This is a genomic window from Serratia sp. SSNIH1, from assembly GCF_002935055.1.
In the GTDB taxonomy this organism is placed as follows: Bacteria; Pseudomonadota; Gammaproteobacteria; order Enterobacterales; family Enterobacteriaceae; genus Serratia; species Serratia nevei.
In genome coordinates this window covers 1761557-1774063 of record NZ_CP026383.1, presented here as the reverse complement: position 1 = coordinate 1774063, position 12507 = coordinate 1761557, and the positions used below count along the sequence as shown (strand labels likewise).

Here is a 12507-nt window from a genome sequence, read left to right as displayed (position 1 = left end):
AATCAATGGCCGTAACGCAAACGCAGCGCCTCCGGATAAGGTTCGAAATAGCGTTGTTCCGCCAGATAGCGATCGGGGTATTCCGCCATGTAATGCTTGAGCAGCGCGATCGGCGCCAACAGCGGCTGCATGCCCTGCCGGTAGCGGTCGATCAGGTGCGCCAGCTCCTGGCGCTGCGCCGTACTGAGCTGACGGCGGAAGTAGCCCTGCACGTGCATCAGCACATTGGTGTGGTTGCGGCGCGTTGCCTTGTGCGCCAACAGCGCCATCAGGCGGCTGCGGTATTCCACGGCGAAGGCCTCCAGCGAGTCCCAGCGGTGAATATCGGCGACGAAGCGCCCCAGCTCCCGATACGCCGGCTGCGAATGCGCCAGCAGCGACAGCTTATAGCGGCTGTGAAACGCGATCAGCCCGCCGCGGGTCAGCCCCTGACGCCACAGCATGTTCAGCTCGTACAGCGCGTATACCCGTTCAATGAAGTTTTCCCGCAGTGCCGCGTCCTGCAATCGTCCATCCTCTTCCACCGGCAGCCACGGCATCTGGCGCAGCAGTTCGGCGGTAAACAGACCGACGCCGTTTTTACGCGAGTCCTTGCCGTTTTCGCTGTAGACCCGCACCCGCTCCAGGCCGCAGCTCGGTGACTTGGCGCAGACGATATAGCCGCACAGATGCTGCAAGGCCGCCACGCGCTGCGCGGAGAAGCCGCGCATCTCCTCGGTAAGATCCACGCCGGCGTCGTTGCTGTAGCGCATCGCCGGCCACGGCTGCGCCTGCTTCACCAGGCGCAGCGCCGGGCGCGGCGTGGGCAGGCCGATCGCCATTTCCGGGCAAACGGGCTCAAAGCGCACATAGGGTGCCAACTGTTCCACCGCAAAGGCCAGCCGCTTGTGGCCGCCGTCGAAACGCACCGCCTCGCCCAGTAAACAGGCGCTGATACCGATAGGGATCTTGTCGCTCATATCGCTCTCCCGTGTTGTTGGCCGATGAGGAAAGTGTAGAAGAATGGCTTGCCGAATACGACCTTGCGCTTGATAGGGGCGGCTATAGGCATAAAAAAACCCCCGCCGCAGGGCGAGGGTTTTTCGTGAATCGGCAGTGGCTCAGTAGAAATCGCAGGACGCCAGTTCCGCCTGCTGCAGCCAGACCGGCTTATCGCTGGTTTTTGACCAGACGCGGTGCAGGTAGCTGTAAAAACGCCCGCGGTCGCTGCGGAACAGCATCACCGGCAGGGCCAAAATGCCCGCGATAACCACTGCGCTGCGGCGCAGGAGAATCCGATGCAGTGAATAAGCGTGATAGGTAGTAGACATGCGAACCTCCTTAAAAACGCCTGCCGTTGATTTGTCAGGGAAAACGGCGTCGGCGTATCAAATGAACAATCGGTAATTTGGTAACTGGGCAAAATTTTAGCGCACTTGATGAAATTTTACTACTCATCCGACCACTAAATCGCACAAAAAATCGCTAATCGCCGCAGCGATCCGTAATTTTGTTACAGCCAGGTTAATTTTTAACTTACCATGGGTTACATTGTGGTTATTATCCGGGTGGTTATTTCCCGCTTACGCCCGTTCTCCCTCCCCCATCAGGGGCAATCTCGCCACCGGCCTGATGGTTGAAGCGCTGAATTTCCGCTGAAATTTCAGCCATTTTTATACTTTTTTTACACCCACCCGCGCGATTTTTTCATCTTCTTTCTACCCCTCTCCCTACACTGCCTCTATCAAAAACAACACCTCTGGAGGTGTCCCGTGAGTTTCAGCGTTATTGGTGGTGCGCTGTTGGTTCTGCTGCTGTTGGCCTATTTGGTCTACGCCCTGTTTAACGCGGAGGATTTCTGATGGCGGCTTCAGCCTTTTTACTGATCGCCAGCTTCCTGCTGGTGCTTCTGCTGCTGGCCCGGCCGCTGGGCGGCTTTATGGCGCGCCTGATCGAGGGTGAGCCGCTGCCTGCGCTGCGCGGGGTGGAAGCCGGCGTCTGGCGCGCCTGCGGCATCCGCGCCACCGAGATGAACTGGTGGCAGTACGCGCTGGCGATCCTGGCGTTCAACCTGCTCGGCCTGGCGCTGCTGTTCGCCCTGCTGATGACGCAGGGCTCGCTGCCGCTCAACCCGCAAGGCTTCCCGGGCCTCTCCTGGGATCTGGCGCTCAACACCGCCGTCAGCTTCGTCACCAACACCAACTGGCAGGCCTACAGCGGCGAAAGCGCCCTCAGCTATTTCAGCCAGATGGCCGGGCTGGCGGTGCAGAACTTCGTCTCCGCCTCCACCGGCATCGCCGTGGCCTTTGCGCTGATCCGCGCCTTTACCCGCCGCGCCGGCAACACCGTCGGCAACGCCTGGGCCGATCTGTTCCGCATCACGCTGTATGTGCTGCTGCCGATCGCGCTGCTGATCGCCCTGTTCTTCGTCAGCCAGGGCACGCTGCAAAACTTCCTGCCTTACCTGCACGTCACCACGCTCGAAGGCGCGCAGCAGACGCTGCCGATGGGGCCGGTCGCCTCGCAGGAAGCGATCAAGATGCTTGGCACCAACGGCGGCGGCTTCTTCGGCGCCAACTCGGCGCACCCGTTCGAGAACCCAACCGTGCTGACCAACTTCGTGCAGATGCTGGCCATCTTCCTGATCCCCTGCGCGCTGTGCTTCTCCTTCGGCCAGTTGGCCGGTGAAAACCGCCAGGGCCATGCACTGATCTGGGCAATGGCGCTGATCTTCGTGGTAGCAGTGGTGGTGGTGATGTACGCCGAACTGGCGGGCAACCCGCACCTGAGCGCGCTGGGCGCCGACAGCAACATCAATATGGAGGGCAAAGAGTCGCGCTTCGGCATTCTTGCCACCAGCCTGTTCTCGGTGGTGACCACCGCCGCGTCCTGCGGGGCGGTTAACGCCATGCACGACTCTTTCACCGCGCTGGGTGGCATGGTGCCGATGTGGCTGATGCAGATCGGTGAGGTGGTGTTCGGCGGCGTCGGCTCCGGCCTGTACGGCATGCTGCTGTTCGTGCTGCTGACGGTGTTTATCGCCGGTCTGATGATCGGCCGCACCCCGGAATATCTGGGCAAGAAAATCGACGTTTACGACATGAAGATGACCGCGCTGGCGATCCTGGTCACGCCGACGCTGGTGTTGCTGGGCAGCGCGCTGGCCATCGGCACCGACGCGGGCCGCGCCGGCATCCTCAACCCGGGCGCCCACGGCTTCAGCGAAGTGCTGTATGCCCTGTCCTCCGCCGCCAACAACAACGGCAGCGCCTTCGCCGGGTTGAGCGTCAATACGCCGTTCTACAACCTGCTGTTGGCCTTCGCCATGTTTGTCGGCCGCTTCGGGGTGATCCTGCCGGTGCTGGCGATCGCCGGTTCGCTGAGCGCCAAACAACGCCAACCGGCGGGCAACGGCACCCTGCCGACCTATGGGCCGCTGTTTATCGGCCTGCTGATCGGCACCGTGTTGCTGGTGGGCGCGCTGACCTTCGTGCCGGCGCTGGCGCTGGGCCCGGTGGCCGAGCATTTGCAGCTTTGGTTGGCAAACTAACAGACGTCACAGAGAGAGAATAAGAGATGACTCGCAAACAACGCGCGCTGTTTGAACCGGCCCTGGTGCGCACCGCGCTGATCGATGCGGTGAAAAAACTGGACCCTCGCGTTCAATGGCGCAACCCGGTGATGTTCGTGGTGTATATCGGCAGCATTCTGACCACCGCCATCTGGCTGGCGATCCTCACCGGCCAAACCGACGGCGCCGCCGCCTTTACCGGCAGCGTCTCCCTGTGGCTGTGGTTCACCGTACTGTTCGCCAACTTCGCGGAAGCGCTGGCCGAAGGGCGCAGCAAGGCCCAGGCGGAAAGCCTGAAGGGCACCAAGAAAACCAGCTGGGCGAAAAAACTGGCCGGCCCGCGCCGCGACGGCGCCACGGAGAAAGTGGCCGCCGAAAGCCTGCGCAAGGGCGATATCGTGCTGGTGGAAGCCGGCGACACCATCCCGTGCGACGGCGAAGTGCTGGAAGGCGGCGCCTCGGTAGATGAAAGCGCCATCACCGGTGAGTCCGCGCCGGTGATCCGCGAGTCCGGCGGCGACTTCTCCTCGGTCACCGGCGGCACCCGCGTGCTGTCCGACTGGCTGGTGGTGCAGTGCAGCGTCAACCCGGGGGAAACCTTCCTCGATCGCATGATCGCCATGGTGGAAGGCGCCAAACGCCGCAAAACGCCGAATGAGATCGCACTGACTATCCTGCTGGTGGCGCTGACCATCGTGTTCGTCCTGGCCACCGCCACCCTGTTCCCGTTCTCGCAATACAGCGTGGAAGCGGCCGGCAGCGGCAGCGTGGTCACCATCACCGTGCTGGTCGCGCTGCTGGTCTGTCTGATCCCCACCACCATCGGTGGCCTGCTGTCCGCCATCGGCGTGGCCGGGATGAGCCGCATGCTCGGCGCCAACGTGATCGCCACCAGCGGCCGCGCGGTGGAAGCCGCCGGCGACGTGGACGTGCTGCTGCTGGATAAAACCGGCACCATCACGCTGGGCAACCGCCAGGCTTCGGAGTTCCTGCCGGCGCCGGGCGTGAAAGAGCAAGAGCTGGCGGATGCCGCGCAGCTGGCCTCGCTGGCGGACGAAACGCCGGAAGGCCGCAGCATCGTGGTGTTGGCCAAACAGCGATTCAACCTGCGCGAACGCGATCTGCAGGCGCTGAACGCCACCTTCGTGCCCTTCTCCGCCCAGACCCGCATGAGCGGCGTCAACGTGCAGGAGCGCATGATCCGCAAAGGCGCAGTGGATGCCATTCGCCGTCACGTCGAATCCAATCAGGGGCACTTCCCGCGGGCGGTGGACGATCTGGTGGAAAGCGTGGCGCGCACCGGCGGTACACCGCTGGTGGTGGCGGAAGGCGCCCGGGTGCTGGGCGTGGTAGCGCTGAAGGATATCGTCAAGGGCGGCATCAAGGAACGCTTCAATGAGCTGCGCAAGATGGGCATCAAAACGGTGATGATCACCGGCGATAACCCGCTGACCGCGGCGGCGATCGCCGCCGAAGCCGGGGTGGACGACTTCCTGTCGGAAGCCACGCCGGAAGCCAAGCTGGCGCTGATCCGCCAGTACCAGGCGGAAGGCCGCCTGGTGGCGATGACCGGCGACGGCACCAACGACGCCCCGGCGCTGGCGCAGGCCGATGTGGCGGTGGCGATGAACTCCGGCACCCAGGCCGCCAAAGAGGCAGGCAACATGGTCGATCTGGATTCCAACCCGACCAAGCTGATCGAAGTGGTGCACATCGGCAAACAGATGCTGATGACGCGCGGCTCGCTGACCACCTTCAGCATCGCCAACGACGTGGCCAAATACTTTGCCATCATTCCGGCGGCGTTCGCGGCCACCTATCCGCAGCTGAACGCGCTGAACGTGATGCATCTGCATTCCCCGGCCTCCGCCATCATGTCGGCGGTGATCTTCAACGCCCTGGTGATCGTGTTCCTGATCCCGCTGGCGTTGAAAGGGGTGAGCTACAAACCGATGAGCGCCGCGGCCCTGCTGCGCCGCAACCTGTGGCTGTACGGGGTCGGCGGCCTGCTGGTGCCGTTCGTCGGCATCAAACTGATCGACCTGATCCTGGTCGCGCTGCACGTCGCCGGTTAACCATTGAGGGAAATGAACATGACTTATTTACGACCTGCGCTGGTGATGCTGATCCTGCTGACGCTGATCACCGGCATCGCCTATCCCCTGCTGACCACCGGGTTGGCGCAGCTGCTGTTTCCGGGTGCGGCCAACGGTTCGCTGCTGTACCGGGGCGACAAGGCGGTCGGCTCCGCGCTGATCGGCCAGAACTTCACGCGCGCCGACTATTTCTGGGGCCGCCCATCGGCCACCGGCGATTCGGCCTATAATCCACTGGCCTCTGCCGGCAGCAACCTGGCGGCAACCAACCCGGCGTTGGATAAGGCTATCGCCGAGCGCGCAGCACAGCTGCGCCAGGCCAACCCTGCGATGAGCGGCCCGATCCCGGTCGATCTGCTGACCGCCTCCGGCAGCGGATTGGATCCGCAGATCTCGATCGCCGCCGCACAGTATCAGCTGGCACGGGTCGCGGCGGCGCGGCATCTGCCGCCGGAACAGATAGCCAAACTGATCGAAGACAACACCGATCGGGCCACGCCCAACTTCATGGGGGAATCGGTGGTGAACGTACTGAAGCTGAACCTGGCGCTGGATGCGTTGAAGTAACGCGCCGTATTCAGCATAGTGATAGGGTTCGGCATGCCGAACCCCTTTTTGCTTGGTAACACAAGGAATTGTCATGGTCGAAGAAGAGCAGCAGCGCCCCGATCCCGATAGCCTGCTGGCGATGGCCAATGAAAAACCGCGCGGCCGATTGAAGGTATTCTTCGGTGCCTGCGCCGGCGTCGGCAAAACCTACGCCATGCTGCAGGAAGCCCAGCGTTTGCGCGCTCAGGGGCTGGACGTGCTGGTCGGCGTGGTGGAAACCCACGGCCGCAGCGAGACCGCCGCCCTGCTCGACGGCCTGACGCTGCTGCCGCAAAAACGCATCCAGCATCGCGGCCGGCTGGTGCATGAATTCGATCTCGACGCCGCGCTGGCGCGCCACCCGGCGCTGGTGTTGATGGATGAACTGGCGCACAGCAACGCTCACGGTTCGCGCCACCCCAAACGCTGGCAGGATGTGGAAGAGCTGCTGGATGCCGGCATCGACGTGCTGACAACCGTCAACGTACAGCATCTGGAAAGCCTGAACGACGTAGTGGGCGGCGTGACCGGCGTGCGGGTGCGCGAAACGGTGCCCGACCACGTGTTTGACGAGGCCAGCGAAGTGGTGCTGGTCGATCTGCCGCCGGACGATCTGCGCCGGCGGCTGCACGAAGGCAAAGTGTATATTCCCGGCCAGGCCGAGCGCGCCATTGAGCACTTCTTCCGCAAAGGCAACCTGATCGCCCTGCGCGAGCTGGCGCTGCGCCGCACCGCCGATCGGGTCGATGACCAGATGCGCGAGTTTCGCGACACCCAGGGGCGCGAGAAAGTGTGGCACACCCGCGACAGCATTCTGCTGTGCGTCGGCCACAACAGCGGCAACGAAAAGCTGGTGCGCATCGCCGCCCGGCTGGCGGCGCGGCTCGGCTGCCACTGGCATGCGGTCTATGTGGAAACCCCCAAGCTGCACCGGCTGCCGGAAAACCAGCGCCGCGCCATTCTGCGCGCGCTGCGGCTGGCGCAGGAACTGGGAGCAGAAACCGCCACGCTGGCCGATCCTTCCGAAGAGCGCGCGGTGCTGCGCTACGCCCGCGAGCATAACCTCGGCAAAATCATCATCGGCCGCCGCAGCGAGCAGCGCTGGAAGCTGCGCGGCAGCTTCGCCGATCGCCTCGGCCGGCTGGGGCCGGATCTCGATCTGGTGATCGTGGCGCTGGAGAGCGACACCGCACAACCGCCGCCGGGCAAGGAGCACGACGGCCGCAGCTTCAATGATAAATGGCGCATGCAGCTGCGCGGTTGCGCGGTCGCGGTGGCGCTGTGCGCGCTGATTACCCTGCTCTCGCAGTGGCTGCTGCCGGGCTTCGATCAGGCCAACCTGGTGATGGTCTATCTGCTCGGCGTGGCGATCGTCGCGCTGTTCTTCGGCCGCTGGCCGTCGGTGCTGGCGGCGGTGATCAACGTCGCCAGTTTCGATCTGTTCTTCGTCCAGCCCGAATGGTCGTTCGCCGTCAGCGACATGCAGTACCTGTTGACCTTCGGCGTGATGCTCGCCGTCGGCATCATCATCGGTAACCTGACCGCCGGAGTGCGTTATCAGGCCCGGGTGGCGCGCTACCGCGAGCAGCGGGCGCGTCACCTGTACGAAATGTCGCGCGGGCTGAGCCGCGCGCTGACCGTGGCCGACATCGCCAACACCAGCCGCCACTTCCTCTCCAGCAGTTTCCAGGCGAAAACCGTGCTGCTGCTGCCGCAGGAAGACGGCCGCCTGCAACAGATGGTCGGCGAGGAAGGCGGGCTGCTGTCGGTAGACGAGGCTATCGCACGCTGGAGCTTCGACAAAGGCCTGCCGGCCGGCGCCGGCACCGACACCCTGCCCGGCGTGCCTTACCAGCTGCTGCCGCTCAATACCCCCAAGCAGACCTTCGGCCTGCTGGCGATCGAGCCCAATAACCTGCGCCAGCTGATGGTGCCGGAACAGCAGCGGCTGTTGCAGACCTTCGCGGTGCTGATCGCCAGCGCGCTGGAGCGGCTGCACCTGGCGCGCAGCGCCGAAGAAGCCAAGCTGGACGCCGAGCGCGAACAGCTGCGCAACTCGCTGCTGGCGGCGCTGTCGCACGATCTGCGCACGCCGCTGACGGTGCTGTTCGGCCAGGCGGAAATTCTCACGCTGGACCTGGCGGCCGAAGGTTCCAATCACGCCACCCAGGCCAGCCAGATCCGCCAGCAGGTGCTGAGCACCACCCGGCTGGTGAACAACCTGCTGGATATGGCGCGCATCCAGTCCGGCGGTTTCAGCCTGCGCAAAGAGTGGCAGTCGCTGGAAGAGATCGTCGGCGCCTCGCTGCACATGCTGGAGCCGCTGCTCAGCCAGCATCCGATCGTGGTCGAGCTGCCGCCGGAACAGATCCTGGTGAACTGCGACGGCAGCCTGCTGGAGCGGGTGTTCACCAACCTGTTGGAAAACGCCAATAAATACGCCGGCACCGAGGCCACCATCGGCATTCGCGCGCGCACGCTGCCCGAGTGGCTGGAAGTCGAGGTCTGGGATAACGGCCCCGGCATCCCCGCCGATCAGCTGCAGCTGATTTTCGACAAGTTTTCACGCGGCAATAAAGAGTCGGCAATCCCCGGCGTCGGCTTGGGGTTAGCGATTTGCCGTGCCATTATTGAAGTGCATGATGGCCGCATCTGGGCGGAAAACGGCGCCAACGGCGGTGCCAGCTTCCGCTTCGTGCTGCCGCTGGAAAAACCGCCCGAGATCGACGGCGACGCCTTCGATCTGTAATCAACGCAGGGGAAACGTGAGCATAACGCCAACCAACATTCTAATTGTTGAAGATGAAAAAGAGATCCGCCGCTTCGTGCGCACCGCGCTGGAGAGCGAAGGCCTGCGGGTATTTGAAAGTGAAACGCTGCAGCGCGGGTTGATTGAAGCCGGCACGCGCAAACCGGATCTGATCATTCTTGATTTGGGCTTGCCGGACGGCGACGGGCTGAGCTACATCCGCGATCTGCGGCAGTGGAGCGCCATTCCGGTGATCGTGCTGTCGGCGCGCAACGCCGAAGAGGACAAAATCGCCGCGCTGGACGCCGGCGCCGACGACTATCTCAGCAAACCGTTCGGCATCGGCGAGCTGCTGGCGCGGGTGCGGGTCGCACTGCGTCGCCACTCCGGCAGCCAACAGGAAAGCCCGCTGATAAGCTTTTCGGAAATCACCGTCGATCTGGTGAATCGCCGGGTACTGCGCAACGACGAAGATCTGCATCTGACACCGATCGAGTTTCGCCTGTTGGCGGAGCTGCTGGCCAACGCCGGCAAGGTGATCACCCAACGCCAGCTGTTGAGCCACGTCTGGGGGCCGAACTACGTGGAGCACAGCCACTATCTGCGCATCTACATGGGCCACCTGCGGCAGAAGCTCGAAGCCGATCCGGCCCGGCCCAAACACCTGCTGACCGAAACCGGCGTCGGCTATCGCTTCATGCCTTAACCCCGGCGGGCGCGGTTTGCCGCGCCTTTACGCCGCCGGCCCCTTCTTCAATCCGACCATAAATTCTTTAAACGCATCGCGCAGCGGAGCGAACACCGGGTGTTTGCGGTTTTCGATCATCACTTCGGAGAACAGCTTCAAGCCTACGGCGAAGGCCGCGCTCTGCTCGGGGCCGAAGTTCAGATCGTCACGCGCCCGGATGCGCTCCACGATATCGAGAATATCGTCGTGGTTGGTCACGTCAAAACTCAGCGGCGCTTTCTCAACGGGATTGCCCTGGCGATCGCTCAGGGCTTCAACGGTAATAGTAAAACGGTGGCCGGGCATCAGTTCTTCTCCTGCTGCGTGGGTTGAATATGCATTTCGCTTTCGATCGCCGCCACGGCGGTCAGCAACGCGGCGTTGATGCGCTCCACCTGCTGCGGCGTAAGATCGGCGCGCATCACGTTGCCGCGCAGTAGGCTGCGCAGGCGGTTCATGGCGTCATAAATGCCTTCCGCCAGATTGCCGTGCCGATGATGCTCGCGGCCGGCGCCCGCCAGGCGCGCCAGAATGACGTCAACCACCTGTTGATGCTTTTGCAGCTCGCCCTCGCCCGCGGCGGTAATGCGGTAGCTTTTGCGGCCGTTGCCGGTGGTGAGCGGCTCAAGGAAATCCTGCTCTTCCAGCAGCGTCAGCGTGGGGTAAATCACCCCCGGGCTCGGCACGTACAGGCCGGATGAAGCCTCCTCAATCGCCTTGATCAGCTCATAGCCGTGGCTGGGCTTGCGCGCCACCAGCGCCAGCAGCACCAGACGCAGATCGCCGTGCTCGAACAGACGGTGGCGCCCGCCCCGGCCGCCGCGCCCACCCCGGCCGTGCTCCTCGCCTTCGCCGCCGAAGTGATGGCGCCCACCGCGATGACGGCGACCGTCTTCGCATTCATGATGGTGGTGGTGATGCCGGTGTAAACCTAATCGATGAAACATAGGGTGATACCTCGCTTTAACAGTAAACATCAATACGAGGTTGTTTAGATATATCTAAACAGCATCGATAACGCTAATCTAGATCGATATATCTAAATGCGCAAGCGTGCGCCGATAAAAAGATATATCTAAATTACAGGCATAAAAAAAGCGCTGTAAAAACAGCGCTTTTTATCAATCAAGAAAAGCGATTACTTGGCGGAAGCCAACACTTCGCTGACGATCTCGACCGCTTCGTGCTCGATCTTCTCGCGGTGTTCCGCCCCGAGGAAGCTCTCGCAGTAGATCTTGTATGCGTCTTCGGTACCGGAAGGACGGGCCGCGAACCAGCCGTTGTCGGTCATCACTTTCAGGCCGCCAATCGACGCGCCGTTGCCCGGTGCCGCAGTCAGACGGGCGGTGATCGGGTCGCCCGCCAGGGTATTGGCCTTGACCATCTCCGGCGACAGCTTGGACAGCGCCGCTTTTTGCGCCGCAGTCGCCGGCGCCTGAATGCGGTTGTAGCTTGGCGCACCGAAGCGCTTGGCCAGATCGTCATAGTGATGCTGCGGGTTTTCACCGGTTACCGCGGTGATTTCAGCCGCCAGCAGGCACATGATGATACCGTCTTTGTCCGTCGACCACGGTTTGCCGTTGAAGCGCAGGAACGAGGCCCCGGCGCTCTCTTCGCCGCCGAAGCCCAGGCTGCCGTCGAACAGGCCGTCCACGAACCACTTGAAGCCGACCGGCACTTCCACCAGCTTGCGGCCCAGGTCGGCCACCACGCGGTCGATCATTGCGCTGGACACCAGCGTTTTACCTACCGCCACATCGGCGCCCCACTGTGGGCGATGCTGGAACAGGTAGTTGATGGCTACCGCCAGATAATGGTTCGGGTTCATCAGGCCCTTCGGCGTGACGATGCCATGGCGGTCGTAATCCGGATCGTTGGCAAACGCCAGATCGAATTTGTCGCGCAGCGCCAGCAGGCCGGCCATCGCCGACTCGGACGAACAGTCCATGCGGATGATGCCGTCGTGGTCCAGGTGCATAAAGCGGAAGGTCTGATCGATGGAATCGTTCACCAGCGTCAGATCCAGCTTGTAGTGCTCCGCCACGCGCTGCCAGTAGGCGATGCCGGAACCGCCAAGCGGATCCACGCCCAATTTCAGGCCGGCACGTTGGATAGCCGGCATGTCGACCACCTCAACCAGGCCTTCGACATAAGGCTGCACCAGGTCTTTGGCGTGCAGGTGGCCGCTTTTCCAGGCCTTGTCCAGCGACTGGCGCTGAACGCCTTTCAACTGTTGCGCCAACAGTTCGTTGGCGCGCTTTTCGATCACCGACGTCAGGTTGGTGTCGGCCGGGCCGCCGTTCGGCGGGTTGTACTTGATGCCGCCGTCTTCCGGTGGGTTATGGGACGGCGTAATGACGATGCCGTCGGCCTGCGCGCCGCCGCGGCGGTTGTGGCACAGAATGGCGTGCGATACCGCCGGCGTTGGCGTGAAGCCGTTGTTTTCCTGCACGATCACATCGACGCCGTTGGCGGTCAGCACTTCCAGCACGGAAATGAAGGCCGGCTCGGACAGCGCATGGGTATCTTTGCCCACGTAGCACGGGCCGGTGGTGCCCTGCTGATGACGAACTTCGGCGATCGCCTGAGCGATGGCGAGGATGTGCGCTTCGTTAAAGCTGTGGCGCTGCGCGCTGCCGCGGTGGCCGGAGGTGCCAAACTTCACCGCATGTGCGGGATTGCCGGCTTCCGGTTGCAGCACATAGTACTGCGACGTCAGCTGGGCTACGTTGATCAGATCGCTTTGGCGGGCGGGCTGCCCGGCACGTGGATTATTCGCCATCGACATATCTCCCTC

General features: G+C 63.0%; 11 protein-coding genes. 6 read left to right on the top strand and 5 right to left on the bottom strand.

The window, feature by feature from the left end:
* Positions 1-2 precede the first annotated feature (2 nt).
* Positions 3-959 (bottom strand): DUF523 and DUF1722 domain-containing protein, encoded by a 957-nt coding sequence (locus C3F38_RS08505; RefSeq protein WP_038877513.1) that lies wholly within the window; start codon positions 957-959, stop codon positions 3-5.
* A 141-nt stretch (positions 960-1100) separates the two neighbouring features.
* On the bottom strand, positions 1101-1310 hold the full coding sequence (locus C3F38_RS08500; protein WP_004939916.1) for a YbfA family protein: 210 nt from the start codon (positions 1308-1310) through the stop codon (positions 1101-1103).
* 441 nt (positions 1311-1751) lie between these two features.
* Here C3F38_RS08500 and C3F38_RS08495 point away from each other — a divergent pair, with 441 nt between their 5' ends.
* From C3F38_RS08495 to kdpE, 6 genes are all read left to right on the top strand, one after another.
* Positions 1752-1841: a K(+)-transporting ATPase subunit F gene (locus tag C3F38_RS08495; RefSeq protein WP_016928742.1), complete on the top strand. Its 90-nt coding sequence runs from the start codon at positions 1752-1754 to the stop codon at positions 1839-1841.
* Positions 1841-3529: a potassium-transporting ATPase subunit KdpA gene (gene kdpA / locus C3F38_RS08490; RefSeq protein WP_038877511.1), complete on the top strand. Its 1689-nt coding sequence runs from the start codon at positions 1841-1843 to the stop codon at positions 3527-3529. Before C3F38_RS08495 ends, kdpA begins: the two co-directional genes overlap by 1 nt.
* Before the next feature lie 26 nt (positions 3530-3555).
* Positions 3556-5625 carry a potassium-transporting ATPase subunit KdpB gene (gene kdpB / locus C3F38_RS08485; protein ID WP_047728494.1) on the top strand — a complete coding sequence of 690 codons (2070 nt, stop codon included), beginning with the start codon at positions 3556-3558 and terminating at the stop codon, positions 5623-5625.
* Between the two features lie 18 nt (positions 5626-5643).
* A complete protein-coding gene (gene kdpC, locus C3F38_RS08480) occupies positions 5644-6213 on the top strand; it encodes a potassium-transporting ATPase subunit KdpC (RefSeq protein ID WP_055311935.1) in 570 nt (189 codons plus the stop codon).
* Positions 6214-6286: 73 nt separating this feature from the next.
* A complete protein-coding gene (gene kdpD / locus C3F38_RS08475; protein ID WP_047728496.1) occupies positions 6287-8983 on the top strand; it encodes a two-component system sensor histidine kinase KdpD in 2697 nt (898 codons plus the stop codon).
* A gap of 16 nt (positions 8984-8999) precedes the next feature.
* Positions 9000-9689: a two-component system response regulator KdpE gene (gene kdpE, locus C3F38_RS08470; protein WP_047728498.1), complete on the top strand. Its 690-nt coding sequence runs from the start codon at positions 9000-9002 to the stop codon at positions 9687-9689.
* A gap of 27 nt (positions 9690-9716) precedes the next feature.
* Here kdpE and C3F38_RS08465 read toward each other — a convergent pair whose 3' ends face one another.
* From C3F38_RS08465 to pgm, 3 genes are all read right to left on the bottom strand, one after another.
* Entirely contained in the window at positions 9717-10016 is a 300-nt protein-coding gene (locus C3F38_RS08465) for a DUF3861 domain-containing protein (protein ID WP_047728501.1), read from the bottom strand.
* Positions 10016-10657 carry a PadR family transcriptional regulator gene (locus C3F38_RS08460; RefSeq protein WP_048232930.1) on the bottom strand — a complete coding sequence of 214 codons (642 nt, stop codon included), beginning with the start codon at positions 10655-10657 and terminating at the stop codon, positions 10016-10018. Before C3F38_RS08460 ends, C3F38_RS08465 begins: the two co-directional genes overlap by 1 nt.
* 191 nt (positions 10658-10848) lie before the next feature.
* Positions 10849-12492, bottom strand: a complete 1644-nt coding sequence (gene pgm, locus C3F38_RS08455; protein ID WP_047730774.1) for a phosphoglucomutase (alpha-D-glucose-1,6-bisphosphate-dependent) — start codon at positions 12490-12492, stop codon at positions 10849-10851.
* Between the last annotated feature and the right edge of the window lie 15 nt (positions 12493-12507).

Excerpts from the sequence above, each read along its gene's own strand:
- kdpD (WP_047728496.1), top strand. The coding sequence starts at position 6,287 with ATGGTCGAAGAAGAGCAGCAGCGCCCCGATCCCGATAGCCTGCTGGCG.
- C3F38_RS08500 (WP_004939916.1), bottom strand. The coding sequence starts at position 1,310 with ATGTCTACTACCTATCACGCTTATTCACTGCATCGGATTCTCCTGCGC.
- kdpC (WP_055311935.1), top strand. The coding sequence starts at position 5,644 with ATGACTTATTTACGACCTGCGCTGGTGATGCTGATCCTGCTGACGCTG.
- pgm (WP_047730774.1), bottom strand. The coding sequence starts at position 12,492 with ATGGCGAATAATCCACGTGCCGGGCAGCCCGCCCGCCAAAGCGATCTG.
- kdpB (WP_047728494.1), top strand. The coding sequence starts at position 3,556 with ATGACTCGCAAACAACGCGCGCTGTTTGAACCGGCCCTGGTGCGCACC.
- kdpA (WP_038877511.1), top strand. The coding sequence starts at position 1,841 with ATGGCGGCTTCAGCCTTTTTACTGATCGCCAGCTTCCTGCTGGTGCTT.
- C3F38_RS08505 (WP_038877513.1), bottom strand. The coding sequence starts at position 959 with ATGAGCGACAAGATCCCTATCGGTATCAGCGCCTGTTTACTGGGCGAG.
- C3F38_RS08460 (WP_048232930.1), bottom strand. The coding sequence starts at position 10,657 with ATGTTTCATCGATTAGGTTTACACCGGCATCACCACCACCATCATGAA.
- C3F38_RS08465 (WP_047728501.1), bottom strand. The coding sequence starts at position 10,016 with ATGCCCGGCCACCGTTTTACTATTACCGTTGAAGCCCTGAGCGATCGC.